The organism is Streptomyces sp. WAC00040, from assembly GCF_056835925.1.
Genome location: NZ_JAKQZE010000003.1, coordinates 209,876 through 235,939, shown reverse-complemented (window position 1 = coordinate 235,939; position 26,064 = coordinate 209,876). Strand labels below are relative to the sequence as shown.

26 protein-coding genes, 1 pseudogene and 1 riboswitch are annotated in these 26,064 nt (G+C 70.6%); of the genes and pseudogenes, 15 read left to right on the top strand and 12 right to left on the bottom strand.

Features of this window, described 5'->3' with window-relative positions:
• Positions 1–416 precede the first annotated feature (416 nt).
• Positions 417–686: a LapA family protein gene (locus MDN94_RS26545; RefSeq protein ID WP_482728422.1), complete on the top strand. Its 270-nt coding sequence runs from the start codon at positions 417–419 to the stop codon at positions 684–686.
• Positions 687–820: 134 nt separating this feature from the next.
• Here MDN94_RS26545 and MDN94_RS26540 read toward each other — a convergent pair whose 3' ends face one another.
• A complete protein-coding gene (locus MDN94_RS26540; protein ID WP_482728421.1) occupies positions 821–3,379 on the bottom strand; it encodes a GH32 C-terminal domain-containing protein in 2,559 nt (852 codons plus the stop codon).
• Positions 3,380–3,600: 221 nt separating this feature from the next.
• Positions 3,601–4,563 (bottom strand): carbohydrate kinase family protein, encoded by a 963-nt coding sequence (locus MDN94_RS26535; protein ID WP_482728420.1) that lies wholly within the window; start codon positions 4,561–4,563, stop codon positions 3,601–3,603.
• A 277-nt stretch (positions 4,564–4,840) separates the two neighbouring features.
• On the opposite strand from MDN94_RS26535, the gene MDN94_RS26530 reads away from it, so the two are divergent.
• The 4 genes from MDN94_RS26530 to MDN94_RS26515 all read left to right on the top strand — a co-directional run bounded on the left by MDN94_RS26530 (position 4,841) and on the right by MDN94_RS26515 (position 8,899).
• Complete coding sequence (locus tag MDN94_RS26530; RefSeq protein WP_482728419.1) at positions 4,841–5,851, top strand: substrate-binding domain-containing protein; 1,011 nt, start codon at positions 4,841–4,843, stop codon at positions 5,849–5,851.
• 101 nt (positions 5,852–5,952) lie between these two features.
• A complete protein-coding gene (locus MDN94_RS26525) occupies positions 5,953–6,948 on the top strand; it encodes an ABC transporter permease (protein ID WP_482728418.1) in 996 nt (331 codons plus the stop codon).
• Positions 6,945–7,781: an ATP-binding cassette domain-containing protein gene (locus MDN94_RS26520; protein ID WP_482728417.1), complete on the top strand. Its 837-nt coding sequence runs from the start codon at positions 6,945–6,947 to the stop codon at positions 7,779–7,781. The genes MDN94_RS26525 and MDN94_RS26520 overlap by 4 nt, the downstream gene beginning before the upstream one ends.
• Positions 7,782–7,855: 74 nt before the next feature.
• Positions 7,856–8,899 (top strand): LacI family DNA-binding transcriptional regulator, encoded by a 1,044-nt coding sequence (locus tag MDN94_RS26515; protein ID WP_482728416.1) that lies wholly within the window; start codon positions 7,856–7,858, stop codon positions 8,897–8,899.
• Between the two features lie 184 nt (positions 8,900–9,083).
• On the opposite strand, the gene MDN94_RS26510 is transcribed toward MDN94_RS26515, so the two are convergent.
• From MDN94_RS26510 to MDN94_RS26500, 3 genes are all read right to left on the bottom strand, one after another.
• Positions 9,084–9,485 carry a hypothetical protein gene (locus MDN94_RS26510; RefSeq protein ID WP_482728415.1) on the bottom strand — a complete coding sequence of 134 codons (402 nt, stop codon included), beginning with the start codon at positions 9,483–9,485 and terminating at the stop codon, positions 9,084–9,086.
• Positions 9,486–9,627: 142 nt separating this feature from the next.
• Entirely contained in the window at positions 9,628–10,083 is a 456-nt protein-coding gene (locus tag MDN94_RS26505; protein WP_482728414.1) for a CBS domain-containing protein, read from the bottom strand.
• A gap of 95 nt (positions 10,084–10,178) precedes the next feature.
• Positions 10,179–10,403, bottom strand: a complete 225-nt coding sequence (locus MDN94_RS26500; protein WP_364589450.1) for a hypothetical protein — start codon at positions 10,401–10,403, stop codon at positions 10,179–10,181.
• A gap of 423 nt (positions 10,404–10,826) precedes the next feature.
• Here MDN94_RS26500 and MDN94_RS26495 point away from each other — a divergent pair, with 423 nt between their 5' ends.
• A complete protein-coding gene (locus tag MDN94_RS26495) occupies positions 10,827–11,312 on the top strand; it encodes a cupin domain-containing protein (protein ID WP_482728413.1) in 486 nt (161 codons plus the stop codon).
• 76 nt (positions 11,313–11,388) lie between these two features.
• On the opposite strand, the gene MDN94_RS26490 is transcribed toward MDN94_RS26495, so the two are convergent.
• Positions 11,389–14,028, bottom strand: a complete 2,640-nt coding sequence (locus tag MDN94_RS26490) for an AfsR/SARP family transcriptional regulator (RefSeq protein ID WP_482728412.1) — start codon at positions 14,026–14,028, stop codon at positions 11,389–11,391.
• Positions 14,029–14,273: 245 nt separating this feature from the next.
• Between MDN94_RS26490 and MDN94_RS26485 the strand changes: the two genes are divergently transcribed.
• Both MDN94_RS26485 and MDN94_RS26480 read left to right on the top strand, forming a co-directional pair.
• Complete coding sequence (locus MDN94_RS26485) at positions 14,274–15,200, top strand: Crystal protein ET79 (protein ID WP_482728411.1); 927 nt, start codon at positions 14,274–14,276, stop codon at positions 15,198–15,200.
• 8 nt (positions 15,201–15,208) lie between these two features.
• Entirely contained in the window at positions 15,209–15,715 is a 507-nt protein-coding gene (locus MDN94_RS26480) for a hypothetical protein (RefSeq protein WP_482728410.1), read from the top strand.
• 223 nt (positions 15,716–15,938) lie between these two features.
• On the opposite strand, the gene MDN94_RS26475 is transcribed toward MDN94_RS26480, so the two are convergent.
• The 4 genes from MDN94_RS26475 to MDN94_RS26460 all read right to left on the bottom strand — a co-directional run bounded on the left by MDN94_RS26475 (position 15,939) and on the right by MDN94_RS26460 (position 19,334).
• Complete coding sequence (locus tag MDN94_RS26475; protein WP_482728409.1) at positions 15,939–16,448, bottom strand: DinB family protein; 510 nt, start codon at positions 16,446–16,448, stop codon at positions 15,939–15,941.
• Between the two features lie 116 nt (positions 16,449–16,564).
• Entirely contained in the window at positions 16,565–17,347 is a 783-nt protein-coding gene (locus MDN94_RS26470) for an ABC transporter ATP-binding protein (RefSeq protein WP_482728408.1), read from the bottom strand.
• A complete protein-coding gene (locus MDN94_RS26465) occupies positions 17,344–18,309 on the bottom strand; it encodes a FecCD family ABC transporter permease (RefSeq protein WP_482729090.1) in 966 nt (321 codons plus the stop codon). Before MDN94_RS26465 ends, MDN94_RS26470 begins: the two co-directional genes overlap by 4 nt.
• Positions 18,310–18,353: 44 nt before the next feature.
• Positions 18,354–19,334 carry an ABC transporter substrate-binding protein gene (locus tag MDN94_RS26460; RefSeq protein ID WP_482729089.1) on the bottom strand — a complete coding sequence of 327 codons (981 nt, stop codon included), beginning with the start codon at positions 19,332–19,334 and terminating at the stop codon, positions 18,354–18,356.
• An 86-nt stretch (positions 19,335–19,420) separates the two neighbouring features.
• Positions 19,421–19,617, bottom strand: a riboswitch (cobalamin riboswitch).
• A gap of 104 nt (positions 19,618–19,721) precedes the next feature.
• On the opposite strand from MDN94_RS26460, the pseudogene MDN94_RS26455 reads away from it, so the two are divergent.
• From MDN94_RS26455 to MDN94_RS26435, 5 genes and pseudogenes are all read left to right on the top strand, one after another.
• Positions 19,722–19,963, top strand: a pseudogene (locus MDN94_RS26455) (iron chelate uptake ABC transporter family permease subunit); the annotation flags it as partial.
• 138 nt (positions 19,964–20,101) lie between these two features.
• Positions 20,102–20,548 (top strand): SRPBCC domain-containing protein, encoded by a 447-nt coding sequence (locus MDN94_RS26450; RefSeq protein ID WP_469644570.1) that lies wholly within the window; start codon positions 20,102–20,104, stop codon positions 20,546–20,548.
• Positions 20,545–20,907 (top strand): ArsR/SmtB family transcription factor, encoded by a 363-nt coding sequence (locus MDN94_RS26445; RefSeq protein ID WP_482728407.1) that lies wholly within the window; start codon positions 20,545–20,547, stop codon positions 20,905–20,907. Before MDN94_RS26450 ends, MDN94_RS26445 begins: the two co-directional genes overlap by 4 nt.
• Before the next feature lie 388 nt (positions 20,908–21,295).
• Entirely contained in the window at positions 21,296–21,715 is a 420-nt protein-coding gene (locus MDN94_RS26440) for a DUF6153 family protein (protein ID WP_482728406.1), read from the top strand.
• An 88-nt stretch (positions 21,716–21,803) separates the two neighbouring features.
• Positions 21,804–22,439: a DUF305 domain-containing protein gene (locus tag MDN94_RS26435; RefSeq protein WP_482728405.1), complete on the top strand. Its 636-nt coding sequence runs from the start codon at positions 21,804–21,806 to the stop codon at positions 22,437–22,439.
• A 137-nt stretch (positions 22,440–22,576) separates the two neighbouring features.
• Here the strand turns inward: MDN94_RS26435 and MDN94_RS26430 are convergent, their stop codons facing one another.
• The gene (locus MDN94_RS26430) at positions 22,577–23,473 is read right to left on the bottom strand and encodes an RNA polymerase sigma-70 factor (protein ID WP_482728404.1); all 897 of its coding nucleotides are present in this window, start codon (positions 23,471–23,473) and stop codon (positions 22,577–22,579) included.
• Between the two features lie 285 nt (positions 23,474–23,758).
• On the opposite strand from MDN94_RS26430, the gene MDN94_RS26425 reads away from it, so the two are divergent.
• A complete protein-coding gene (locus tag MDN94_RS26425) occupies positions 23,759–24,199 on the top strand; it encodes a hypothetical protein (protein WP_482728403.1) in 441 nt (146 codons plus the stop codon).
• Between the two features lie 691 nt (positions 24,200–24,890).
• Positions 24,891–25,481, top strand: coding sequence for a class I SAM-dependent methyltransferase (locus tag MDN94_RS26420; protein ID WP_482728402.1), 591 nt, complete (start codon positions 24,891–24,893; stop codon positions 25,479–25,481).
• A 117-nt stretch (positions 25,482–25,598) separates the two neighbouring features.
• Here the strand turns inward: MDN94_RS26420 and MDN94_RS26415 are convergent, their stop codons facing one another.
• Positions 25,599–26,015: an arsenate reductase ArsC gene (locus MDN94_RS26415; protein ID WP_482728401.1), complete on the bottom strand. Its 417-nt coding sequence runs from the start codon at positions 26,013–26,015 to the stop codon at positions 25,599–25,601.
• Between the last annotated feature and the right edge of the window lie 49 nt (positions 26,016–26,064).

Sequence of the window (26,064 nt, the reverse complement as noted above, 5' to 3'; positions counted from 1 at the left end):
CGTTTGCGATCGCGCGACGGCGGGGTGAGCATCAAAGGGTGAACTGCGACCCGTCACGCGCGACGGCCACCAGCGGGTCCCCTGGGCCGGGTGATGCCGGGCCCGCGGGCGCGCGAGCAGTCCGTACAGGTGCGCTTCGTCGGTGACGGGGCCGATCAGGACCGTCTGTTGAGGCGCGAGTCCGTCCGGCGGCCGAGCACGCCACAACCGCCCTGCCGCACCTTCCCCGGCGGTACTTGCCCTGTGTCCGAATGACCCTCTGCGGGTGAGGCCGCCACGGTCGCCCGGGGCGAACCTCTGAGAGAGCAAGGGAGCCCGTTGCCCGACGTGCCGTGGCACGCGTCCCGACCCCTTGCGGCAAGCAACGTGCCGCAAGGGGAAGCCGGTGACGGAGCCACCTGATGGAGAGGGATCTCATGGCTCGGAGCAGAACAGACGACCAGCAGCCGCATACACCGTTCCTTTCCCGCCCCGGCGTCCGCCGCCTCGCACCGTTCGCTCTGATCACCGCGATCGCGCTGGTCTTCATCTTCGAGAACCGCGAGAGCGTCAAGATCCGCCTGCTCGTCCCCGAGGTGACCATGCCGCTGTGGGGCGCCCTGTTGATTGCCTGGGTCCTCGGCATCCTGGCTGCTGTGATCATCCTGCGTCGACGCACGGACCGGCACCCACCACGACGGCGGTGACGGCGAGGTACGCAGGCTCGAACTCATCGATGTCGGCGACGAGGCAAAGGCCTTCCCCTTCACGGGCCAGGCACGGGCCGGTGCGACGGGAAGCGGGCGGGGCGGTCGCCGCCCCGCCCGCTTCGCCGTGAGCGTCAGTCGCGGTAGGACCGCAGCTGCCAGACCTTGATCCGGTCCACGCCGACGGAGCCGCCTTCCGCGAAGACCTGGATGCCGTCGCTGTCCGGAGCGGGGAAGATCTGGTCGGTGATCACGGCCTGGCCGTCGCCGCCGAACACCTCCACCGACGACCAGTCGACCAGGATCCGGAGTCTGACCTTGCCGTCCTCGGCAGCCAGCGGCGCGCGCTGGACGCCGGGGAAGTCGTGATGGAAGTCCACCGCGCCCGACTTCGTGCGGTCGACGTACAGCTCCTGGGTCTTCGTGTCGTACCCGATGACGGTCTCCTGCCCTTCACCGGTACGAACCTTGAGCCCGAAGCGCTCCGCGTCGCCGACGGAGAAGGTGGCCTCGAGGTCGAGGGACTTTCCGTCCGCCCGACCATCGGCCAGCGGCGTGGAGCCGTCGGTCACGGTGAGCCCGCGGACACCGACAGCCTGCCCGGTACGGAGCGATCGGACGGACGTCACCGGCTGCTGCGTCAGCCGGATCCGCCGGTCCACGGTCCGCAGCGCCATCTCTCGAGGGATGCTCTGCGCGCTGCGCCAGGGAGAGGTGGGGATGCTGTTGCCGTACTGCCAGTTGTTCATCCAGCCGATCATTCGGCGCTTGCCGTCCGGCGCGTCCTCCCAGGAGACGGCCGCGTAGTAGTCCTTGCCGTGGTCGACCCAGTGGGCCCGCTGGACGCTGGAGGTCGCGGGCTCGTCCGCGGCGACGAAGTGGTCGGCCATGATGTGGCCCCAGCCGCCCTTGTTCATGTCGACCAGCTGGACGGCGGCCTGCTCGCCCTGGTGGGCGCGGAGGTCGAACGACGCCCAGTCCAGGCTTCCGCTGTCCGCACCGGACACGCTCTGGACGACCTTGCCGTCGACGACGAGATTGACCGCCGTCTCGGTCGAACGCGGCCGTGCCGGGCTGTCGGAGAGCATGACCTGGTCGAGCAGGATGTGCCCCCAGCCGCCGGTGTTCTCGTCGACGACCTCGATGTGCGCCTTGCGGCCGGTGAGGTCGCCGACGTCCCAGGAGGCCCAGTTGAGCGCCTCCGAGTCGGCGCCGGTGGCGCTGCGTACGGTCCGGCCGTCGACGACGAGGCGTACGGCGGTGGGCGCTTCGGCTCCGGACGGGTGCCTGCCGCCGCCGACGAGGAAGTTGAGGTACTTCGCCGTGACGGTGAACTCGGGCGAGGTGAGCGTGCCCGTGGTCGAGTCGCCGCCCAGGAAGCTGTTCACCAGCCGGTCGCCGGTGTGCCCGGACACCTGCTGCTGGCCGGGGAGCGTTCCCGCGGCGGGGCCGTTGCCGAAGGCGGTGCCGGTGGCGGTCCAGGATCCGTAGCCGTCCTGCTCGAAGTCGGCGAGGACCGTGCCCTCGGGCGCCGGTGCGTCACCCAGGACCGAGCCGGGGACGTGCGGGTGACGGCCGCCGGCCACCTTGAAGTTGAGGTACGCGCTGTCCACGGTGAACGGCTGTGAAGTGAGCGTGCCGGTCTCGGCGTCGTCACCGTGGAAGCTGTCGACGAACGCCCGGCCCTCGACGCCGCTCGTGCCCGAAGAGCCGGGTGCCGGCGCGGGGACCGGTCCTCCACCGAAGGCCGTACCGGTCGTGGTCCAGCTTCCGTAGTCGGATGACTCGAAGTCCTGTACGACATGCCCGGGGGGAGGCGTGTACGAGCCGTCGTCGTCCGGGGTGAAGCGGGTGCCGTCGAAGTCGCCGACGAAGTACTGGGCGGCCGAACCGCCCGCGATGCCACCGGGGTTGATGTTCACCACCAGGACCCACTTGGTGCGCCCGCTGTCGCCGTCGACGGGCAGCGGGAACAGGTCGGGGCACTCCCATACGCCCCCGACGGCGCCGGCCGGGCCGAAGTCGCTCAGGTGCGTCCAGCTCTTGAGGTCCTTCGAGGAGTAGAAGCGGACCTTGTGCTCGGTGGACAGGGACACCGTCATCAGCCAGCTCTTCGTCGGCGCGTACCACTGCACCTTCGGGTCGCGGAACTCCTTCGAGCCGATGTCGAGGGCCGGGTTGCCCTCGTATTTGGTCCAGGTGCGGCCCCGGTCGGTGCTGTACGCCAGCGACTGTGCCTGCCTGCCGTCCTTCTTGTAGGCACTGGTGTAGACGGCCACCATCGCGGGGTCGTCCCTGGTCCCGAAGCCGCTGGTGTTCTCGTTGTCGACGACCGCGCTGCCGGAGAAGACCATCTCCTCGTCGTCGTGCGGGATGGCGAGCGGCAGCTCCTCCCAGTGCACCAGGTCCGTACTGACCGCGTGGCCCCAGGACATGTTGCCCCAGGTGTTGCCGCTCGGGTTGTACTGGTAGAAGAGGTGGTACTCGCCCTTGAAGTACACCAGCCCGTTGGGGTCGTTCATCCAGTTCTTCTCCGGTGAGAAGTGGAACTGGGGCCGGTAGATCTCGGTGTGGGGCGCCGTGCCGGTCGCCGCCGCCGGGGGGACTACGGCGGTGACGGCGAGCGCGCATGTCGCGGCTGCCGCGGCGGCAAGGCGCAGCCGGGCACGTCGGTACGCGGGGCCTGGGCTCATGGTCTCTCCTGCGCTGTGGGCGGCGGCGTCCTGCCCGCGTCCGCTCCGGGGCCACGACGCCGAGGGGATTCGCAGTGCCGGGCGGCGAAGTGGCCCGGAACCTCGGTGTCATCGCTGACATATGTCAGCGATGACACCCGCTGGCGAGTGATGATGGGCGCGCTCGGGGCGGTCCGTCAATGGTTCCGGCAGAGCCGCCGAAACGGGAAAGGATCACGGCCCTACGTCCCGACCGAAGCCGCCGCCTGCCGCAACTCACGTTCCCACGGCGGGTTCGGGCCGCTGACCGAGCAGGTCAGGGCCGCGACCCTGGCCGCGTACACACACGCCAGCGTGACATCTTCGATGCACAGGTCCGTCAGTCGGCCGCCGAGCAGTCCCTTGGCCCCGAGGTGGTGGAGAAGTCCCGCCGTGAAGGAGTCGCCGGCTCCGACGGTGTCGACCACGGCGGTCGGCGGCGCCGGGACCGTCACCCGCTCACCGTCCAGCGAGGCGATCGCGCCGCGTCCCCCGAGGGTGACGACCACGAGCCGGGCGCCCGCCGCGTGCCAGATGTCGCATGCCCGGTCGATCGGGTGACCGGGCAGCAGCAGCTCCAAGTCGTCCTCGCTCACGCGCAGGACGTCGGCGAGCGCGCACCAGCGCGGCAGGCGTTCCCGGTAGACGTCGGGCGCCACGAGCAGCGGCCGGACGTTGGGGTCGAGGGAGATCGTGGCGGTGGCCGAGGCGCGGGCCAGGAACTCCTCGACGGCCGGGCCGCCGGGTTCGCGGACGAGGGCCAGCGATCCGGAGTGCACGCAGGTGGTGGTCGCCAGGTCCGTCGCGGCCAGTTCGTCCGCCGTCCACTGCCAGTCCGCGGTGCCCTGCGCGTGGAAGGAGTACGCCGCCCGGCCCGCCGCGTCGAGCTCGGCGACGGCCAGGGTGCTCGGCTCCCCGGCGCGTACGGCCTGCGACAGATCGACGCCCGACGATTCCAGGCGGGCCCGGAAGAGCCGGCCGAACACGTCGTCCGACAGCCGGGCCAGCAGGCGGGCGGGCGTGCCCAGCCGGGCGAGGGCGACAGCCGTGTTCGCCGGGCCGCCGCCCGGCAGAACCCGCAGGCCGAGCTCGTCCGGTGCGGGTGCGGGGACGGTGAAGGCGTCGGCGACGCATTCACCGAGGACGGTGATCTGAGGCAGGCGCATGACTGCTTCTCTCCGGGTAGGGCGGCGCGGGGGCGGCGTGCCGCGGAGGGGGAGCCGAGGGCCGGCGCCGCCGAAGTGCGGTGGCCGGCTCTGCTTTGCGGATTTGTGACGGCGTCAAGGCATTGACGTTGCCGGGAGCCGGAGTCCATCATCCTCCGCAAGTAGTGTCAACGATGACATAGGTCAACGATGACACCGCCGAAGCAAGCAATCTCCTCGCGCCGCAGAGCCTTTGGGCAGCGCGGCCGCTCCGCCCCGAACCAGCAGGAGTTCAGTCATGCCCAGAAACAACCGTGCCGTTACCACCCTGATCAGAGTCGCAGCCGGCACCACCGCCGCGACCCTCGCACTGACGGCCTGCGGCTCCGGAGCACAGGGCGGCTCCGGCGGCGGGGTGAAGGTCGGCCTGATCACCAAGACGGACACCAATCCCTTCTTCGTGAAGATGAAGGAGGGCGCGGAGCAGGCCGCGAAGGAGAGCGGCGTCGAACTGGTCAGCGCCGCGGGCAAGTTCGACGGCGACAACGCGGGCCAGGTCACCGCGGTCGAGAACATGGTCAACTCCGGCGTGAAGGGCATCCTCATCACGCCCAACGACTCGAAGGCGATCGTGCCGGCGCTCGAGAAGGCCCGCGCCAAGGGCGTACTGGTCATCGCCCTGGACAGCCCCACCGAGCCCCAGGACGCCACCGACGCCCTGTTCGCGACCGACAACGTCAAGGCCGGCGAACTCATCGGCCGGTATGCGAAGGCAGCCATGGCCGGCAAGGAGGCGAAGATCGCCACACTCGACCTGGCCCCGGGAGTCGCGGTGGGCGTGCAGCGGCACGAGGGCTTCCTCAAGGGCTTCGGCGTCCCCGAGGGAGACCCTTCCATCGTGTGCAGCCAGGACACCGGCGGCGACCAGGCCAAGGGCCAGACCGCCATGGAGAACTGCCTCCAGAAGGCACCCGGAATCAACGTCGTCTACACGATCAACGAACCGGCCGCGCTCGGCGCCTACACGGCGCTGAAGGCCAAGGGCCTGGAGAAGAAGGTTCTCGTCGTCTCCGTCGACGGGGGCTGCACCGGCACCGAGGCAGTCAAAGCAGGCAAGATCGCCGCCACTTCGCAGCAGTACCCGCTCAAGATGGCGTCCCTCGGCGTCAAGGCCGTCGCGGACTTCGCCGTGGACGGCAAGAAGGCCTCCGGCTACACCGACACCGGCGTCACCTTGGTCACCGACCAGGAGCAGACCGGGATCGACGCCAAGGACACCGCGTACGGCCTGGAGAACTGCTGGGGCTGAGCCCCGCAGCGGCACCACGCACCGGCGACGACTTCCAGCACCCGCCTCGCGTACCGGCTTTCGGCACGCATCCGCGGCACCCATCACCGGCAAGGACCACCATGACTGCCACGACCACACCCTACGGCCAGCTGAAAGGACCGACCGCGGTCCGCCGGCTGATCGCCACACCTACCGCGGGCCCTCTGGCCGCGCTCCTGCTCGCCTGCGTCTTCTTCTCACTGACGACCGAGCAGTTCCTGTCCGGCGGCAACTTCTCCCTGATCGTCCAGCAGGTCATGGTCGTGGGCACCCTCGCCATCGGCCAGACCCTCATCATCCTGACCGCCGGCATCGACCTCTCCTGCGGCGCCGTCATGGCGTTCGGCAGCATCGTCATCGCCAAGACGGCAGCTCATGGAACGCTTCCCCCGCTCGCCGCGATCGCCCTCGGACTGGTGGTCTGCGGCGGCTTCGGGCTCCTCAACGGCCTGCTCGTGCAACTGATCCCGCTGCCGCCCTTCATCGTGACGCTGGGCATGCTCAACGTGGCGTTCGCGCTGACGCACATCTACTCCGCGGAGCAGACGGTGACCGATCTGCCCGCCCCGCTCACCGCCCTCGGCGAGACCTTCCCCCTGGGCGGGACGGACATCACCTACGGCTCCCTCGTCACCATCGCCCTGTTCCTCGCCTTCGCCTACGCACTCAGCAGCACCTCATGGGGCCGCCACGTCTACGCCCTGGGCAACAGCCCGGAAAGCGCGCGGCTGAACGGCATCCGCACCTCCCGGCTGACCATCGGCGTCTACACGCTCGCCGGGCTCGTGTACGGCGTCGCGGCCCTCCTGCTCGTATCCCGTACCGGCGTGGGCGATCCGCAGGCCGGACAGACCGACAACCTCGACAGCATCACCGCTGTCGTCCTCGGCGGGACCAGCCTCTTCGGTGGCAGGGGCGCCGTCCTCGGCACCTTCATCGGCGTTCTGATCGTCGGCGTCTTCCGCAACGGGCTCCAGCTGATGGGCGTCGCTTCGATCTACCAGACGCTGATCACCGGAATCCTCGTCATTCTCGCCGTGACCGTCGACCAGATCTCCCGGAAGAAGGCGCGATGAGCACCGATACGTCCGCGACGCCCGTCCTCCAGGCCCGCGGCCTGGTCAAGAAGTACGGCCATGTGACCGCCGTCGACGGCGCCGACTTCGACCTCATGCCCGGCGAGGTCCTCGCCGTCATCGGTGACAACGGAGCCGGCAAGACCAGTCTGATCAAGGCGCTGACCGGCGCCATCGTCCCCGACGAGGGCGAGATCAGACTGGGCGGGAAGCCCATCCGGTTCAACGGCCCGCAGAGCGCACGCGAGCACGGCATCGAAACGGTCTACCAGGACCTCGCTGTCGCGGCCTCCATGGACATCGCCTCCAACATGTTCCTCGGGCGCGAACTGCGGCGCCCCGGCGTCCTCGGCAGTGCGTTCCGCCTGCTCGACAAGAAGCGGATGCGGGAGGAGGCCGCCGCACACATGGCCGATCTGAAGATCGGCCTGCGGTCGCTCACCCAGGCGGTGGAGACTCTCTCCGGCGGCCAGCGCCAGGCCGTCGCCGTCGCCCGCGCCGTGGCCTGGGCAAGGAGCGTCGTCGTGATGGACGAGCCCACAGCGGCGCTCGGCGTCAGGGAGTCGGGACAGGTGCTCGACCTCATCCGCCGGGTCCGCGACAAGGGCATGCCCGTGGTCCTGATCAGTCACAACATGCCGCATGTGTTCGAGATCGCCGACCGGATCCATGTCCACCGGCTCGGGCGGCGCGAGGCACTGATCAAGCCCTCCGACCACTCCATGGCCGAAGTGGTCGCCATCATGACCGGGGCTCTCACGGTGAAGAGCGACGGAGGTACCGTCGTCACCGACGCCGACGCCGCCAAGGCGGCAGGCGTGTCGGCCCACTGAGCCGACAGGTCACCGAAGACAGCCGGCCCGGCCCGGACGGGCCGGGCCCGGCGAACGCACAGGAACGGTGGTACATGGCCGCGACCCGCCGCCCCACACTGGCCGACGTCGCCCGAGAAGTGGGCGTCAGCGCCAAGACGGTCTCACGGGTGCTCAACGAGGACGGTCCGAGTTCCCCGCGGACCCGGGAGCGCGTCCTCGCGGCGGTGGCGAAACTCGGGTTCCAGCCCAACCTGATGGCCCGGAACATCCGCGTCGGAGGCCCCGACACCACCGTGGGCCTGGTCGTGCCCGACCTCGGCAACCCGTTCTTCGGAACCGTCGCCGGTGGAATCGAGGACGCGGTGCGTACCCGTGGACTGACCCTGCTCATGGGATCGTCCGCCGAAGACCCCGAACGGGAACGAATGCTGACCGAGACCTTCCTGGCCCGCCGTGTCAGCATCCTGATGGTGGTCCCGGCGTTCGGAGCGGACCACCGCCACCTCAAGGTGCCACGCGCGGCCGGCCTGCCGGTGGTGTTCCTCGACCGCCCCGGGGTCGGCCTGTCCACCGACTGCGTCGTCAGCTCCAACCGGAGCGGTGTCCACGAGGGCGTCTCGCACCTCATCGCGCAAGGCCACCGGCGTATCGGGTTCATCGGCGACCTGCCCGCGAAGCTGTACACCCGGCGTGAGCGGCTCGCCGGCTACACCTCGGCGCTCGAGGAGGGGGGTCTGCCCCACGACCGCGCTCTGGTGACCGGCGCTCACGGCCAGGAGTCGGCCGCTGCCGCGACCACCGCACTGCTGGGCCTTCCCGATCCGCCCACCGCGCTGTTCGCGGGCAACAACATCGTGGCCATGGGTGTGGTCGCCCAACTGACCCGCGCCGGCCGGAAGGACGTCGCCCTGGTCGGCTTCGACGACCTCCCGATGGCGGAGGTGCTCGAACCGGCTCCGACCGTCGTGGCGCAGGATCCGGCAGCCATCGGTGAAGCGGCGGCCAGGACCGCGCTCGCCCGCCTGGACGGCGACCGCTCCCGGGCCCGTACCGTCACCGTCCCCACGCGCCTGGTCGTCCGCGGCTCCAGCAGGCCGCCACGGCGGGCCCGTACCTCGGCGGAAGCGGGCACCTGAACAAGTGCGCGGCCGACGGGGGAGTACGCGGGACTGCCACGGAGGCGGCCGGACTCGCGGGAGGACCGGATCCGTCGACCCGGCCCTCCTGGGGCTGCCCGCTGATCCGGTTGTCACCTGTGTGAGCGTGCGTCGGTGTCCAGGCGCCGGCGGCGGCAGATTGCCCGGCCCGTCCGGGCGCCGACTACGCCCGAGGCGACGTGGTGAAGCGGTCGAAGCCCGCGATACGGGGAGAGTACCTGAGCGCGCCATGCTCGCCGAGCGCTGAGCGCAGTCCGGCCGCCACGTCGGCGTCCGGCTCACCGAACACCTCGAAGTGCTCCACCCGGCAGTGCTCCATGACCTCCTGGATGTACGGGTCCGCGAGCTTCCAGTGCAGGCGGACCGCGTCGGAGTCCCGATAGAGCTGGAAGCTGTGCGCGAGCATCCGCTCCTCGTCGACGAACGTCTGGACCGTCAGTTGCGGTCCATGCCGCTCTGCGAAGTCCACGGCTCTGGCGATGGCGCCGCGGAAGCTCTCCAGGTGGCCGTCGGTGATACGCATGGTGTTGCGGAAGAGAAGGATTCCATCGTCATGTCGGCTCATGGGTCGATCCTGGAACCTCAACCACGCTCGAGGTCAAGTGGTCCGGCCCGCCGCTGCACGTCGAGCGGGCGCACCGGCGGTGGCGCAGCGGGCGCGATGCGGACGGTCTCCACGCGTGCGTGAAAAGGCCCGTCCGTACGGTTCACATGTCCCCGATGAAGTGCGCCATGAGACGCGCCGCAGTGACCGTGCCCAGCAGGCGCACGCCCTCGGCGTCGCGCTCGATGACCGCGACCAGCGGGCTTCGCGTGCGGGCCATCAGCGCGGCGACCTCCATCGGCCGGGCGTCAGGTCCTACGACCGGCGGCGGGAACGCACTCCGGGGTGCCCATTCCGCGGCGGTGAGCCCTGCCAGCCGCTCGGCCACATCGACGTCGGACCGCTCGTTGACGGCCGCGAGCCGCGGATCGTCGAGGATGTAGGGGGGCACGAGCTGCCGCACGAGCTGAGAGCCGGGCACGATGGCGTAGGGATGCCCGTCGGCATCGAGGACGAGCAGGGCCGGCAGTACCCGCTCGGCCAGCATCCTGGCCGCGTCCATCGCGCCGTCGTCGGTGGTCACGAACGGATACGCCTCCGCAAGATCCCGCGCACGCACGGCCGTCCTCCTTCGCCCTTGCCTGCGAGTCGAGGCCGTGTCCGAATCTCTCGGAGCCGCGTCCGCCTCGCAGTTCCAGGTCAGCGGGCTGTGGGTCAGGCGGCGGTCCACTCGTGGGCCCGGCCGCCGCGCCACTCCACCATGCCCGGGTCGTCGATCACCGTGTCCGGGTCGTCGATCCCGGCGGCCTCGAGGAAGACCACCAGATCGTGATCGGAGTAGGCGGTGCCCAGGATCTCGTCCCTGCCGGACAGGTGCACCGTCACTCGCCGGCCGCCCGACGGCGACGGCCGGTGCACGACGATCGGCGCTCTACCCACACCTCAAGACTGCCGTCTCGTGGGCACGGCAGCCACTCACAGCGGGCAATTTTCTGCTCGTTGTTGCTGAGCGTCGCTGTCGGTCGCCGCGTGACCCGGAAGGAGCCGGTCCGCTCACCCGGAGCGCGGCGTGGAGCGGCAGTTTGAGCGGTCCAAGGCTCCCGGTCCCGACGGTCGTGCGGACGTGGTCGGCGAGTGTCCGCGAGGGGCGGCGCCTTCTCCACATCACCGGTCGCCGAGCGGAGTGGACCGGAGCGTGATCGCGGGGCCCCGGACACCGAAACGGCTTGATCATTTACCCGGGCGGCGTCCGCGCCGTCCGGGACGGCGGGGCACCGGTCCGGTGCGTCTGTCACGGTCCCGGGCGTGCGCGTATGGTCGAGGTGGACGGCCCGAGGGTCCCTTCGAGAGGGAGTGGGCGCCATGATCCAGCGCCGGATTCTGGCTCCTGAAGCCGGCGAGCTCTATCAGCCGGAGCGGGCGTGCGGTGACCGCTTTCTGATCAACAGCCGCGACTGGGGCGGTCGTTTCGCGCTGGTCGAACACCGTCTGCCTCCGAAGGTGCTCGCGGCCCCCGTGCACAAACACACCAAGGAGGACGAATTCAGTTTCGTCCTCGAGGGGTCGGTCGGTGCGAGGTTCGGGGACGAGGAGGTTGTCGCCGGGCCCGGCCACCTCGTCTTCAAGCCACGCGACGAGTGGCACACGTTCTGGAACGCGGGGAACACCCCGGCCCGGTTGCTGGAGATCATCTCCCCAGGTGGCTTGGAGGAAATGTTCCGGTGGCTCGACCAACTGGGCGGCGAACCGAGCCCCGAGGACTTGGAGCAGAAGATCGGTCCCTACGGTTGTGAGGCGGACATGGCGGCGACCATGGCGCTCGTCGCACAGCACGGGCTGATCTTCTGACGAAGCGCCGCGGGTCCTAAGACCGTGTCCTACGTGATGAGGCGGACGTATCGCTTGTCGACGAGTGCTCGTACGGCTACCGCCAGGTCGCCGGTGCCCGGTGAGAGCCGCCGTCCTGGTCCAGGCGGGCCTTCGCACCGCGGCCGAGGGCGCGCAGGGCCTTGCCGCAGGTCTCGAGGAGCAGGGTACGGCGCTCGTCCGAGAGCTCGTCCGAGGCGAGTGCCAGGCCCCGTTGGCTGTGGGCCATCGCCTCGGCGGGGCGCCCGGTGGTGAGGCAGTGGGCGGCCAGGTGGTAGAGGGCCAGGGCCTCGGTGTGGGGGTGACCGAGGTTCTGGGCCATCCGGGCGGCCTGTTCGCGGCGGTCCCCGGCGGCGGACAGGTCACCCGCGCGCTCCAGCGCGACCGCCCAGTTGATCAGGGCGATGACCTGACCGAGCGGGTCCCCGGCCCGTTCGGCCAGCTCCGGTGCGCGGCGCAAATGCTCCAGCGCCTCGAGGTGCTGCCCGTTCTCGGTGAGGACCCAGCCAAGCAGCGAGCGCAGCCGCGACTGCGCGTCCGGATCGCCGAGGCCGATGGCGGCGGTGAGGGCGTGCTGGAGGACCGACTCCCATCCGTCGTGCACCTGCCGCACGACGAGCGGCCACAACTGTACGGCGATGCGCCAGGCCAGCTCCGGGTGCCCGGCCCGAGCCGCGGCGGCGACCGCCGCCGTGAGGTTTGCCCTCTCAGTACCCAACCAGGCCATCGCCTCGGCGCAGTCGGCGAACACGGGCGGCGGTCCGGGCGGGAACACATCAGAGGGAAGGGTGCAGCAGGGCTGGCTGCCCGGTTCGGCCGCCGCCGTTGCCGCCTGGGCGGCGCACAGATAATGCACCAAGAGCCGCCGCAGGCCGGCGCTGTCGGCCCGGTCCGCGAAGGAACGGGCGTACAGACGGGTCAGGTCGTGCATCAGGTACCGGTCGCTGGTCCGCTCCTCGACGAGGTGGGCCGCGGCCAGGACCTCCAGGGCGCCGCGGGCGGCCAGCGGCGGCAGGCCGCTGAGGGCGGCAGCAGCCCGGTCGTCCAGCTCGGACCCCACGTGCAGGGCGAGTTGACGGAAGAGCAGCTTGGCGTCCGGCGGTAACTGCTGCGCGCTCATCCGCAGCGTCGCCTCGACACCGATGTCCTCGCCGTCCAGCAGCGAAAGCCGCTGCTGTTCGTCGACCAGGTCGTCGGCCATGGCGCGTAGCGCGAGCCGGGGCCGTGCGGCGAGCCGGGCGGCGGCCAGCCGCAGGGCCAGCGGAAGGCCGTCGCACAGGACAGACAGTTCTGCTGCGGCTGCGGGCTCCGCGTCCACCCGGCCATCGCCGATAACGGTGCGCAGGACCCGCACCCCGTCCGCAGGCGCCAACCGTTCAAGCGGCAGCAGCCGCGCGCAGTCCGTGGCCACGATCCCTTCCAGCCGGTTGCGGCTGGTGACCAGCACTGTTGTGCCGGGCGTCCCTGGCAGCAGCGGGCGCACCTGGCCCGAGTCGCCGACGTTGTCGAGCAGGATGAGGGTGCGGCGGCCGGTCAGAGTGGCGCGATACAGGTTCTCGGTCGCGCGTGCTGTCGGCGGCAGGTCTTCCTCAGGGACACCAAAGGCCTGGAGAAAGTCGTGCAGGACACCGGTCGTCCGGGAGCCCGTGCCTTCCGGTTCACCGGCCCGCAGGTCGGCGTAGAGAACACCGTCCGGGAAGTCGGCGGCGTGGGCGTATGCCCAGTGGACTGCGAGCGAAGTCTTGCCGACGCCGGCCGGGCCGGTGAGCACACTCAACGGCGCCCGGTCCGACAGCGCGGTCGAGGTGAGCCGCGCCAGGTCGTCCTTGCGGCTGACGAAGCCGACTGGGGCGCGCGGCAGCATGAAGGGCGAGGGCGGCGCGGGCTCTTTTGCGGCGATGGAGGGCCGGTGGTCCGAGGTTCGCGGCGCCGTGGTACGGCGGGCGGCGGTCTCGGCGGGGTGCTGCGGGGGCCGGGCGCGCAGCAGCGCCAGGTATGCCTCGGAGAGCGCGGCGCCGGGGTCGACGCCGAGTTCCTGGGCGAGTCGTCGCTGCGTGCGGCGGTAGAGCGCGACGGCGTCGGCCTGACGGTCCGCGTGATGCAGCGCACGGATGACGGCCGCGATCAGGGACTCGCGCAGGGGGTTCCGTTCCGCGGCGCGCCGCAGCATCGGCAGGGCCTCCACGCCCCGTCCGCACGCGTGCAGGGCGGCGGCGAACTGCTCCAGTGCGGCCAGGTGTTCCTCCCCCAGCTGAGCGGCGGCCGAGGTTATCAGCGGTGTGTCGCCCGCTCCATCGAGCGCCCGTCCGCGCCACAGCTTCAGGGCCTGTCGCAGCAGTGCCGCCGGCTGCTCCCCCGACGCGGGGGCCCCGGCCCGGCGCACCAGCTCGCGGAAGCGCCACAAGTCCGCCGCGGCCAATGCGGCATCCAGGGCGTACCCGCCGTTTCTCGTAACGACGTTGGTCTCCGGCTCGGAGCGCAGCAGCCCGCGCAAGGCGGACACATGGCCGTAGACGACAGTCCGGGCGTGCGTCGGCGGCCGGTCGTCCCACAACGCCTCGATGATGCGATCGGCACCCACGGGCGCGCCGTCCGCCAGCACGAGCAGCGCCAGTAGAGCGCGGCGCTTGGGCGGTCCCAGCAGCACCTCGGTCCGCCCCGAGAAGGCCGACACCGGCCCGAGCAAGCGGAAGTCCATCGCATGCCCCCTGCGTACGTCGCTCCTGGCCGCACCTTACGAGGCCACAGGGCCGTATTCCCGGGGCAATCCGAGTAAAGGCCGAAAACGGATCAAGAAGGACGCCTGCCTGATGACGGCGCGCACTACCGCGGCGGCCTGACGACCCGGCCGTTAGGCCGCCCGAAGTTCGCGTTAGATCGCTGTTAGGCCACGTCGGCAGGCTCTGTGCTGCGAAGCCAGGAACGAGGAAACAGGAGACGAACATGCCGACCAACTCGGGATTCCGTGGGGGAGCGTCCACTCCCTCATCGGCGCGTAGGACCGCCTCCGTGCGCGCCGCCGCCGTATTGGCCGTGGCCGCCGCCGCGCTGCTCGCCCCGGCTGTGACAGCTACCGCCGCGACAGGACAAGACACTTCACAGCAATCCGCGGCGGTGGCGCAATCGGCGCGCAGCACCAGGGTGACCGTCGTCAACGGCACCACGACGACGATGTACCGCAACTACACCGCGCTCTCGCACGGCGTCTGGGACGACGCCACGCCCCCCGAGTCGATCGGCGGCGGCTCCACCGCCATCTGGGGATCCCACTCCTCGGGGCTCATGACGGGGACGGAGGGGGATGCGCGGTACGCCCTCGGAACGGACGGCGAGGTCTCGATCCACTGGAACAACCCCTACGCGGGCAGCAACGGCTACAGCTGCCAGGTCCCGTCGGGCTACACCTGTTCGCGCAGCGGTGGCGGCGGCAACAACGCCAGCGTGACATTCACCATCGGCCGGAACGGGCTGAGGGCGGCCGCTGCCGACGACGGAGCGCAGAGTGCTACGAGTGCCGCGGCACCGGCTCGCAGCACGCACGTCACTCTGCAGAACCGCACCCCGAACGAATTGGTCCGCACGTCGTCCAGCCTGGTGCACGGCACCTGGAGCGAAAACATGGTCCCGCCGGACCGCGTGTACCCGATGTCCAACAGCACGTGGCAGTCGGAGTCGAACGGCTTCATGACAGGGACGGAGGGGACTGCGGTCTACAACATGTACGAGGTCGGCAACGTCGTCGTCCGCTGGAACAACCCCTACGTGGGCAGCAACGGCTACAGCTGCGACGTCCCGTGGGGCTACACATGCCGGCGTGACGGCGGCGGTGGCGACAACGCTGCCGTCACCTTCACCGTGACGAAGGGCTGACGACGACCATGAACCGACACACCATAGCGCTGGCCTGCGCCGCCGCACTGACCGTGATCACCGCCGGATCGGCCTCGGCTGGCCCGGCCCCCGCCACCGCTGCCGCGCAGCCGACACCGGGCCAGACGTACGTCATCGCTCCCCAGGAGAGGGCGGACCAGTGGGTCGGCGACGCCAACTACTACGGTGCCCTCGTGTGCCAGGCCAGCCGGCTCTGGTACGGCAGCCGGCACGACGACGCCGTATGGCGGGTCAGCAGCAACAACGACGGCTCCATATCGCTGCTGAACATGGACGCGGAACAGTTCGGCCAGAGCCTTCGGGCCGCGGGCGACTCGATCCTCATCACGCAGGGCCAAGGTGACGCCTACCACTGGTACACGGTCGTCGGCCCCGGAGGGACCGTTGCGCTCCGCAACAAGGTGACGGGACGCTACCTCATGACCACCGCCGCCGGCGCGGTCGTCTCGGCCGCCAACGCCTACTGGTTGTACATGGTCAACACGCGCCCCTGAGGACACACATACAACGGCGGCCCCGCCTCCCGCCGGGAGACGGGGTCGCCGCATGGAGCCGCCGGCGGCCGCCCTGCGGACGCTTGACCTCGGTGGGCGGCACCACCCGCCGGAACAGCACCCACAACTCGTTCGGCACCAAACGCTCAACCAGATTCAACGACGATCAAGCGATGAGAAACGAGGTCCATAAGACGTCGGGAGGGCGGTCGCCGCTGCGGGCTCAGGCGCCCACGGTCCCGTCGACACCCTCACGCAGAAAGTCCGCGTGCCCGTTGTGACGCCCGTACTCCAGAAGCACATGCAGCATCACCATCCGCAGCGACACCTCCTTGTCCCATCTGGGCTGATATCCGGCCCGGTCCAGGGAGTTGGCCTCCCGCTCGATACGGCGGGAGTTCTCCACCTCGGCCTCCCAGGCCGCGAACGCCTCTTCTCTGGTCGAGGCGCTCGCGTCGTACGCCGCCTGGAAGTCGATCTTGTCGGACCAGACCATGGGCGCGTCGTTGTCCTCGAAGACCCGACGGAACCACGCACGCTCCACCTCCGCCATGTGCCGCACCAGTGCGAGCAGCGACAGCGTGGACGGGGGCATCGACTGCTGCCGCAACTCCTCGTCGGTGAGCCCTTCGCACTTCATGGCGAGGGTGTCACGGTGGTAGTCGAGAAAAGCGCGCAGCATGTCCCGTTCGCTGCCGAAACCGGGCGGTTCTGTGCGGTGGTCGCCGGTCACTCGGCTGCTCCTCATCCGTTCCTGCGTGGAGGGCCAGTATCTGCCTCCGCCGGCCGGCCCCGTGCGGAGACCGTCGATCCTGCCTGACAGCCACCGTAGAGCCGCGGCGCCGTCGGTCATTCGGGGCGCCGCGTCAGGGTGCCGAGGACGCGTATGTGCGGGCGGCCGTCCGGCTCGGGGGCGGTGACGGCGACGCGTACGCCGTAGACGTCTGCGATCAGCGTCTCGGTCAGCACCTCCTGCGGGGTGCCTGCGGCGACGACACTTCCTTGCCGCAGGACCACGACGTGGTCGCAGTACATCGCGGCGAGGTTGAGGTCGTGCAGGGCGACCACGCTGGTCACGCCGAGCCCGCTGACGAGGCGGAGCAGGTCGTGCTGATGCTGGATGTCGAGGTGGTTCGTCGGTTCGTCCAGGAGCAGTTCGCGTGGCTCCTGGGCGAGGGCCCGGGCGATCTGCAAGCGCTGGCGTTCACCTCCGGAGAGCGTGTGCCAGGCGCGGTCGGCCCGGTCGGTGAGACCCGTGCGGTCGAGGGCGTCGCGGACGGCCCGCTCGTCGGCCGGCGACGGCTGGGCCCAGGCGCGCCGGTGGGGAATGCGACCGAGCCGTACGACGTCGACGGCGGTCAGCTCGACCGCCGTTTCCGCCTGCTGCTCGACGACGGCCACCCGCCGGGCGACGTCCCGCCGGGGTATGCGCTCCAGGGGCCGGCCGTCCAGCGTGACCACTCCGGAGGCAGGGGCGAGCACGCCGCAGAGGATACGCAACAGCGTGGACTTCCCCGAGCCGTTGGGACCGAGCAGGGCGGTCGTCGCACCGGGTCCCGGTGCGACACTGACGTCGCCGAGGATCAACTGCCCGCCGGCAGTGCGGGAGACGCGATCGGCGATGAGGGTCATCGGGCCACTCTCCGGGTGCGGTACAGAACGAGCACGAACGCGGGCACGCCGATCAGGGAGGTCATGACACCGACCGGCACTTCCTGGGGTTCGATGACGGTCCGGGCGACGGTGTCGACCCAGATCAGGAAGACAGCTCCGCCCAGGGCCGTGGTGGGAAGCAACCTGCCGTGTCCGGGCCCGACGAGGGCGCGGGCGGCGTGGGGGAGCACCAGGCCGACGAAGCCGATGGCACCCGCCGAGCTGACCAGGGCGGCCGTGAGCAGGGCGGTGACGCACAGCAGCAGGAGTCGGGCGCGGCCGACGTTCACGCCCAGGGTGGCCGCCGCGTCCTGCCCGAAGGCGAAGGCATCCAGGGTCCTCGCGTGACCCAGGCAGACGGCCAGAGCGGCCCCCAGGGTGGCGAGGCACAGCCACACGTCGGTCCAGCCGGCCCCGCTCAGCGAGCCGAGCAGCCAGAACAGCACGCCGCGGGTGGTCTCCGCGTCGGCGGACGTGACGACGACGAACGAGGTGAGCGCGGAGAACAGCTGCATCGCCGCGACGCCGGACAGCACGACCCGGTCGGTGGTGCCGCCGAGGGTGTGGCTCAGCAGAAGCATCGCGGCGAACGAGCACAGAGCACCGGTGAAGGCCCCTGCCGAGACGGACAGTACCCCGCCGCCGGCGCCCAGGACGACCACGGCGACGGCACCGGTGGAAGCTCCGGAAGAGACGCCCAGGACGAAGGGATCGGCGAGCGGGTTGCGCAGCAACGACTGCATCACCGCCCCGCACAGCGCGAGCCCCGCGCCGCACACGGCCGCCAGAAGCGTGCGCGGGAGGCGGAGGTTCCACACGATGCCGTCACGGATCGGGGTGAGACCGGAGGCGTCGCCCCTCAGGTGCGAGGCGACGACGGACCAGACGTCACGGACGCCGATATCCGCCGGCCCGATGGTGATGGCGAGGGCGACGGACATCGCCAGCGCGGTGAGCCCGGCCGCGCCGCGCAGCAGCGCCGAGGTCACTTCGCGAGTCCGAATCGGCGCAAGGCGTCGGCCACTTGCTCGACTCCCTCCACCGTGCGGATCGTCGGGTTCATGGCCTGGCCGCTGAGCAGGACGTACCGCTTGTGGCGTACGGCGTCCATGTTCCGCGTGACCGGATCGGTCTCAAGGAACCGGATCTTGTTCGCGGCGCTCTCCGCGGTCTGCGACTTGCGGGTCAGGTCGCCGATCACCAGGACGTCCGGGTCGCGGTCCACGACCGTCTCCCAGTTGATCTGCGGCCATTCCTCCGTGGTGTCGTCGAAGACGTTCTTCGCACCCGTCTCACGGGTGATGACGCCGGGGGCGCCGCAGCATCCCGCCATGTACGGGGACTCGGCGTTGGCGAACCAGTACATCAACGTGACGTCAGAGGCGTCGAGTCCCGCGGTGGCCTTGCGCACGCGGGCCTCGAGTTCCGCGACCAGCTCGTCGCCGCGTTCCTCGACGCCGAACACGCGGGCGAGGTCACGTACTTCACCGTGGACGGTGTCCATCGTCAGCGGGCTGGTGCGCACGCCGTCCCCGTCACCACTGTTGTCCTTGCCCACGCAGTCCGACGGCGAGAGGTATGACGGCACGCCGAGTTCCTCGAACTGCTCGCGCGTGGCCACACCGCCCTTGCCGAGGGTGGAGGCGAACGAGGCCGTGACGAAGTCGGGTTCGGCTGCGAGGACCTTCTCGAAGGACGGGTTGTTCTCCGCGAGACGCTCCACACCGGCGGCGGGCTTCTCCAAGCCCTTCATGACGGGGTCGGTCCAAGTGGCCGTCCCGGCCATCCGGTCGGCGAGGCCCAGAGCCAGCAGGATCTCGGTGGTGCCCTGGTTCAGGGAGACGGCGCGCTGTGGGCCGTCTCCCTGGATCTCCACTTTCTTCCCGCAGTTCTCGATGACCCGCGCACCGGCCTGCGGAGCGGAAGAAGGGCGGGGCGAGGTCCCACACCCCGTCAGCAGCAGCATTCCACTGAGGAGCACTGCGGACGAAGCGGTCGGGCGGTTGAAAGACACAGCGTCGTTCCTAGCGTCGAGGGCCCATGCGCGGGGCCCGTCCCTACGATGTGCCAGCAGGTCTTCGGACTCGGGGTCAACCGGACGAGGCGCCTTCCCGGGCCGGTGTCCCGGCCCAGTGGCTGTGTGCCACGCCCGTCGCCCTCACCGCTGCGCGTCAGTTCCGGATTCGCACCGGATTCCCTGACCCACGTACACACACGTACGGAGTTCGACTGGCTCGCGGAAGCTACCACAGGGGTCGAAGTCCCGGCCGTCCACGGGGGTGTGGGGCGCCGGTCGCGCGGAGCGTGTGAACTCGGCCGGTTTCGGCCTTGTGCCCAAGGACCGAGACCCTTTGCAGTGGCCGCCGCCGGCACGATCGGCTTCGTGGGGCTCGTGGCACGCACGCGGTCCGTGCCCTCGTGGGCCGGCACGCACGGGTGGTGCCGGTCGCGGTGCTCCTCGGCGCCGTGCTCGTCTGCACCGCCGGTCCGGTGTGTCGCACGGTGATCGCGCCGGTCCAGCTCGGCGCGGGCCTGATGACCGCCGTGATCGGGACTCCGTACTTCCTCCATCTGTTAGTACGCAGCCGCAGGTAGCACGCACGCCGCCTCGGCGGACCGCCGGCCCGGGCAGCAGGGCTGGCATCGCATGGTGCAACCTGTGGGTTGCACGTCAAAGCCTGATGTGCAACTCTGGGGTTGCACTGATGGTGGAAGCGAACAAGGAGTCTCCTCATGAGCGAGGACCGGATCGAAAGCGAAACCCTCATCGCAGCGCCGCTGGAGCGGGTCTGGTCGCTGGTCGCGCAGCCCGGGTTCTGGGTCGCCGACAAGGCGAGCCTGCCCGGAACCGTGGCCAGGGAGGGCGAGTCGATGGTGGCGAAGAACCCCGAGCACGGCGACTTCCCCGTGCGGGTGGAGAAGGTCGAGCCACCCACGTACCTGGCGTACCGCTGGACCAGTGCGTTCCCCGGAGAGGAACTGCGCGAGGACAACAGCACCCTCGTGGAGTTCACGTTGACCCAGGAGGGCGAGCAGACCCGGCTCCACGTCGTCGAGAGCGGGTTCGCCGCACTGGCCGGGTCCCAGGAGCTGCGCAGCCAGAACAGGAAGGACCACAGCGAGGGCTGGCCCTTGGAGCTCGACGCACTCAAGACGCGCGCCGAGCAGTCGTCCGCGTGACCGACGGGGCTCACGGCGCCGGCGAGACCGTCGACAGCGTGCTCGTCGCGCTGGCAGACCCGACGCGGCGTCAACTGCTGGAACTGCTTGCCGCGAAGGGCGAGGCCACCGCGACGACGCTCGCCGAGCCGCTTCCCGTCTCGCGGCAGGCGGTGGTCAAACACCTCGCTGTCCTGGACGCGGCCGGACTGGTCTCGGGGACCCGGGTGGGTCGCGAGGTGCGGTACGCGGTGAGGCCCACGGCGCTGGACACGACGGCCCGCTGGATGGCCGCGCTCGCGGCCGACTGGGACCGGCGCCTGGCGAACATCAAGCGCGTCGCCGAGGCAGCGGAGGAAGCGGAGCGGGATCCGGGTTGACGCGCCGATCTTGCTCCCGCGTGAGGCTGTTCGAGCACGCGTGGGCCGACAAGACGGTCGGCTCACGGGGCGCCGGTCACGCAACCGGAGCCGCTGCCGCCGCGGCGCGGTGAGCGACTCGCTCGCACCGCGCCGCGGCGGCGCATGCCTCAACGAGGGCGCCGCCGCTCTTGCCGGACGGCGTCCGGCGGACTGCGGACGATGGTGTTCCGCCACACCTCGTCGGCGCAGAACGACTGCCGATGGTGCTGTGCCCGACCGCAAGGCGCGGCGGTGCGGTGCTCAACGGTTCGGTGCCCGACAATTGCCGGCGGTGCCCGATGCTGCGATGCCCCGGCCGTGCGGTGCTCGACGGGGACGGCGCACGCCTGCTGGTTAGGATGCGGGCATGAGTCAGCACACCCGCCGCGAGGCCCGCCCCTTCAGGGCGCGCGTCTACGTGATGCTGGTGCTGGCCCTCCTCGTGGGCGTCGTGGCCATGCATGGACTGGCGCCCGGTACCGCCTTCGCCGACACCGGCACGGTGTCGGCCACCGCCGCTCCGGCTGCGCCCGCCGAGGCGCACGACGACTCGGCCCCTTGCGACTGCGTACACGGGGACCCCCACGACGATGGGGGCGGACATGTCTCGCACGCCGACCAGACGTGCGCCGCGAGCGGTACGAGCGCGGCCCCCGCGCTTCCCGCCCCTGTCCTCTCCGCGGTCTGCATGCCGCCGGACGCGGACCCTCCGGCATCCGCCTTCGAGGCGGCCCCGGGCGTGCGCGCCCCGCCGTCACTGAGTCAACTGCAACTCCTGCGCATATAGGGCACCCCCGGCGCGCCCGGCCTTTCTGGGCCGGCGCCGTCGTGCGAGCCATGCCCGATCGAACGCACATCACAGGAGTAGCACCACTATGTCCGCAGACCGTTCCACGATCCGCCGTGCCGCCGCTGTCGCTGCCTCGGCGACCGCCGCCGTCCTGCTCGCCGCTTGCGGTGGGGGAGACGACAGCTCCTCCGGCCACGGCGGCCACGCGCCCTCGGCGCCCAGCGCCTCGGCGTCGGCCTCCGCCCAGGGGGGTGAGCGCACCGCCGCCGACGTGGCCTTCGCGCAGGGCATGATCCCGCACCACCGGCAGGCGGTGGAGATGGCCGACCTGGCGGCGACCCGCGCGGGTTCCGCGGACGTCGAGGCGCTGGCCGCCGAGATCAAAAAGGCACAGGACCCGGAGATCAAGACGCTCTCCGGGTGGCTCGCCTCGTGGGGCGAGGACGTCCCCGAGGAGGGCGAGGGCGGCGAGCACGCCGGTCACTCCATGTCCGGGATGATGACGCCCGAGGAGATGACGGAGCTGGAGAAGGCGTCCGGGGAGGCCTTCGACACCGCCTTCCTCGAGATGATGATCAAGCACCACGAAGGTGCCGTCGACATGGCGAAGACCGAACAGGCCGACGGCTCCTACCAGCCGGCCAAGGACATGGCCGGCGACATCGTCACCTCTCAGAGCGCCGAGATGACGCGCATGAACGAGCTGCTCGGCAAGAACTGACGGCGCGGGTCCCCGGAGCGGAGGCGGCGCTGCCGCCTCCGCTCCGGGGACAGGTACCGACGGCACGGGCCGCCCCGTCCTGGTCCGGCGCTGCCCGGGCCGGGCCCGCTACCACGGCACGGCTCCGCCGCCGGTGTTCACCGCAGGGTGAGCTGGGTCTCGGCTTCGACACGGTTCAGCTTCTCGGGGTTGCGGACGTAGTAGAGGCCGGTGATCCGGGCGTTCTCGAGGCTGATCGCCATGACGCCGTCGATCTCGCCGTCCACATGGACGAGGAGTGCGGGGCTGCCGTTGACCATGGTGGGAGAGACGGCGAGCGGGAGCCTGTTCTTGCCGAGACCACCGATCATGAAGCGGGCCACCTTGTCGGCGCCGATGATCGGTCGCGGCGCGGCCTGCTTGATGCCGCCCCCATCACTCATGAGGACGATGTCGGGGGCGAGGACGTCCAGGAGTTCTTGCGGGTCGCCGGTTTCGAGGGCGCGCCGGAAGGACTCCAGTGCGGCCCGGGTCTGGCCGGGGGTGACCGCCTGGCGGGGGCGGCGGGCGTCGACGTGCCGGCGGGCGCGGTGGGCGATCTGACGGACGGCCGCGGGGCTCTTGTCGACGGCGGCCGCGATCTCGTCGTAGCCCACGTCGAAGGCCTCGCGCAGCACGAAGACGGCGCGTTCCGTCGGCGACAGGGTTTCGAGGACGAGCATCATCGCCATCGACACGCTCTCGGCGAGTTCGACGTTCTCGGCCACGTCCGGTGCGGTGAGCAGGGGTTCGGGGAGCCAGGGACCGACGTAGGCCTCCTTGCGGCGTTTCATGGTGCGCAGCCGGTTCAATGCCTGGCGGGTCGTGATCCGGACCAGGTAGGCGCGCTGGTCGCGGACCTGTTCCAGGTCGACCTTGACCCATCGCAGCCAGGTTTCCTGGAGGACGTCCTCGGCGTCGGCTGCCGATCCGAGCATCTCGTAGGCGACGGTGAAGAGCAGGTTGCGGTGGGCGAGGAACGTGTCGGTCGCCGGGTCGGCGGGGTGGTCGCTCATCTCTGGGCCCTTTCCTTCGCGGCCGGGCCTGGTCGCCGACGGCCTTCGAGTGTGCATCCACACCGGTAATCAAGACACCGGGCGGCCGATCGCTGTGACAGCGTGTGCGGCAGATCACTCCACGGGCACGAGCCCGCCCTTACGACACCCCCCTGGGCCCTGCGCCGGCTCACGCACGCGGGCGCGTGCGCCGGGGCGCGCAGTTGTCCGCAATCTGCTGCCTGTGCTCCCCACAGGGAGACAGCGGAAGCTTTCTGCGCGCAGGGTCCGGGCAGTCTGGACGGCATGACAGAAGTCGCGGACAGACCGAGCGGACACGACACAGAGCGCACTCCGACGCCCGAGGAGCACCTGCTGCCCACGCAGCTGGTGGAGCGGATCTGCCACGTGGTGCGTCTGGCCGGCCTTCCTCTGGCGGTGGACACCGGCGACGGCGGGGTCTTCCTCGAGCAGGGGAGTACGCTCTCCGCGCCCGCCGACCATGTGGTGATCAGCTGGCATGTCACGAACCGGCTTTTCGAGGACTCCGAACATCACCCGACACGGCGCTCCGCCGACAAACTGCTGCTCGCCGCCTACCCGGCGATAGAGGACGCGCTGGAGACGATCCTTTCCGCCGCGGGTCTCGCCGTAGCCAAACACCCGCGGACACACTCGCTCGCGGTATGGGCCGCTCCCTCGGACGAAGGCCGTTTGCCGGCACGCCGCGCTCGACGTACGGGGTGACGGCTGCGAGGAGGCACCGGCGGTCACCGAACACCGCGGGCCGAACCGCTACGGCAGCGCCGCCAGTGCGTACTCGTGAACAGCGCTCCGGCGATCTTCGCCAAGGGCGTACCGCGCGTGGCGAGCAGTCCTGACGGCGCACCAGCTCCAACAGCGGTGCCTGGTGCGGATCAGGATCCTGCACGCCGGTCCGGGCACGCGGCCCCCGCGGGCCCCGGGCAAATGCCTTGCCGGGGTGGCGCCCGGCGGGCGATGCTGGGCCCGTGCCAGGGCAACGGAAGAGGAAACGCCGACAGCAGGACGCGACTCGACGAGTCACCGCTCCTGGCGCCGGCCGCTGGGACATGGTGTTCGAGACCCAGGACGCCTCGGAGTTCCGTGCTCACCTGCGCCGTCTGCGTTCCGCGGACGTGGGGATCGACTGGGCTACGGCCCGGATCGATACGCTCTGCGGACGACTGGTGCATCCGACGACCTACCGGCTGAGCCTGTTCGTGCCGGACCCTGAAGTCCCCGGTTCCGCCTCGGGACGCGTGCCCCGGTGCTGCCCCGACAGGGGCGCCGTGGCGGGCGGGGACGCGCCGGTCGTCCCGTCGAGCGCATGCTCAGAGATCTGATGCACGAGCAGGGCCCCGCGCAGGCCGATGACCAGCGTATGCACTGGCAGGAGACGTAAGCGGCCCATCCCGCCATGTACGGGGGCCGGCCCTCGGCCGCCGCTGTCCACGCGCTCGACCGCTTCCGTGCCGCAGGGGCCCGTCAGGTGCTGGAGCTGGGCGCCGGCCACGGCCGGGACACCCTCTATTTCGCCCGGGGCGGCCTCGCGGTCCGGGCCACCGACTTCAGCGATACCGGTATCGATCAGCTGCGCGCCGCCGCGGACCGGGCGGGCCTGGCCGACCTGGTGAGCACCACGGTCCATGACGTGCGCCGACCGCTGCCGCTCGGCGACGGCTCGGTGGACGCGGTCTTCGCGCACATGCTGCTGTGCATGGCTCTGTCGACCGATGAGATCCACGCCGTCGTCGCCGAGGTCCGCCGCGTGCTGCGGCCCGGCGGCGTCTTCCTCTACACCGTCCGCCACACGGGCGACGCGCACTACGGGAAAGGCACCGCCCAGGGGGACGACATCTACGAACACGGCGGCTTCGCTGTGCACTTCTTCCCGCGCAGCCTCGTCGACGCGCTGGCCGAGGGCTGGGAGCTCGAGGAGGTCCAGCCCTTCGAAGAGGGGGAACTGCCCCGGCGCCTGTGGCGCGTCACCCAGGTCGCACCCGCCTGAGCGTTCGGCGGCATATCCCGTGCGCCCGCACCGACCTCGGCATCGCGGGATGCGCCGTTCACGAGGTGGGCGGGGCAGTGGCACCCGGCGCCGTGGAGTCGCTGGGCGGTGCAGGGTTCACGCCTCGCGAGCGTCGATCTCGGCGACGAGGGCCTCGATGCGGGTCCTGATCTCGTCGCGGATGGGGCGGACCGACTCCACGCCCTTGCCCGCCGGGTCCTCCAGGGCCCAGTCGAGGTACTTCTTGCCGGGGAAGATGGGGCAGGCGTCGCCGCAGCCCATGGTGATGACGTAGTCGGACGCCTGCACGGCCTCCGTCGTCAGCACCTTGGGCTTCTGGCCGGCGATGTCGACGCCGACCTCGTTCATGGCTTCGACGGCGGCCGGGTTGACCTGGTCGGCGGGGATGGAGCCGGCCGAGCGCACCTCGATCCGGTCGCCCGCGAGGTGGTGGAGGAAGCCGGCGGCCATCTGGGAGCGGCCCGCGTTGTGAACGCAGACGAACAGCACGGAGGCGAGCGGGGCGGCGGGCATGGGCTCTTCCTTCACGGAGTGAGGCAGTGGTGCGAGGGGCAGGTCCGGG

Excerpts from the sequence above, each read along its gene's own strand:
- MDN94_RS26430 (WP_482728404.1), bottom strand. The coding sequence starts at position 23,473 with ATGAGCGACCACCCCGCCGACCCGGCGACCGACACGTTCCTCGCCCAC.
- MDN94_RS26415 (WP_482728401.1), bottom strand. The coding sequence starts at position 26,015 with ATGCCCGCCGCCCCGCTCGCCTCCGTGCTGTTCGTCTGCGTTCACAAC.
- MDN94_RS26485 (WP_482728411.1), top strand. The coding sequence starts at position 14,274 with ATGCCGACCAACTCGGGATTCCGTGGGGGAGCGTCCACTCCCTCATCG.
- MDN94_RS26495 (WP_482728413.1), top strand. The coding sequence starts at position 10,827 with ATGATCCAGCGCCGGATTCTGGCTCCTGAAGCCGGCGAGCTCTATCAG.
- MDN94_RS26470 (WP_482728408.1), bottom strand. The coding sequence starts at position 17,347 with ATGACCCTCATCGCCGATCGCGTCTCCCGCACTGCCGGCGGGCAGTTG.
- MDN94_RS26490 (WP_482728412.1), bottom strand. The coding sequence starts at position 14,028 with ATGGACTTCCGCTTGCTCGGGCCGGTGTCGGCCTTCTCGGGGCGGACC.
- MDN94_RS26520 (WP_482728417.1), top strand. The coding sequence starts at position 6,945 with ATGAGCACCGATACGTCCGCGACGCCCGTCCTCCAGGCCCGCGGCCTG.
- MDN94_RS26515 (WP_482728416.1), top strand. The coding sequence starts at position 7,856 with ATGGCCGCGACCCGCCGCCCCACACTGGCCGACGTCGCCCGAGAAGTG.
- MDN94_RS26545 (WP_482728422.1), top strand. The coding sequence starts at position 417 with ATGGCTCGGAGCAGAACAGACGACCAGCAGCCGCATACACCGTTCCTT.
- MDN94_RS26480 (WP_482728410.1), top strand. The coding sequence starts at position 15,209 with ATGAACCGACACACCATAGCGCTGGCCTGCGCCGCCGCACTGACCGTG.
- MDN94_RS26540 (WP_482728421.1), bottom strand. The coding sequence starts at position 3,379 with ATGAGCCCAGGCCCCGCGTACCGACGTGCCCGGCTGCGCCTTGCCGCC.
- MDN94_RS26420 (WP_482728402.1), top strand. The coding sequence starts at position 24,891 with ATGTACGGGGGCCGGCCCTCGGCCGCCGCTGTCCACGCGCTCGACCGC.
- MDN94_RS26535 (WP_482728420.1), bottom strand. The coding sequence starts at position 4,563 with ATGCGCCTGCCTCAGATCACCGTCCTCGGTGAATGCGTCGCCGACGCC.
- MDN94_RS26460 (WP_482729089.1), bottom strand. The coding sequence starts at position 19,334 with ATGCTGCTGCTGACGGGGTGTGGGACCTCGCCCCGCCCTTCTTCCGCT.
- MDN94_RS26440 (WP_482728406.1), top strand. The coding sequence starts at position 21,296 with ATGAGTCAGCACACCCGCCGCGAGGCCCGCCCCTTCAGGGCGCGCGTC.
- MDN94_RS26510 (WP_482728415.1), bottom strand. The coding sequence starts at position 9,485 with ATGAGCCGACATGACGATGGAATCCTTCTCTTCCGCAACACCATGCGT.
- MDN94_RS26525 (WP_482728418.1), top strand. The coding sequence starts at position 5,953 with ATGACTGCCACGACCACACCCTACGGCCAGCTGAAAGGACCGACCGCG.
- MDN94_RS26465 (WP_482729090.1), bottom strand. The coding sequence starts at position 18,309 with ATGTCCGTCGCCCTCGCCATCACCATCGGGCCGGCGGATATCGGCGTC.
- MDN94_RS26450 (WP_469644570.1), top strand. The coding sequence starts at position 20,102 with ATGAGCGAGGACCGGATCGAAAGCGAAACCCTCATCGCAGCGCCGCTG.
- MDN94_RS26435 (WP_482728405.1), top strand. The coding sequence starts at position 21,804 with ATGTCCGCAGACCGTTCCACGATCCGCCGTGCCGCCGCTGTCGCTGCC.
- MDN94_RS26530 (WP_482728419.1), top strand. The coding sequence starts at position 4,841 with ATGCCCAGAAACAACCGTGCCGTTACCACCCTGATCAGAGTCGCAGCC.
- MDN94_RS26425 (WP_482728403.1), top strand. The coding sequence starts at position 23,759 with ATGACAGAAGTCGCGGACAGACCGAGCGGACACGACACAGAGCGCACT.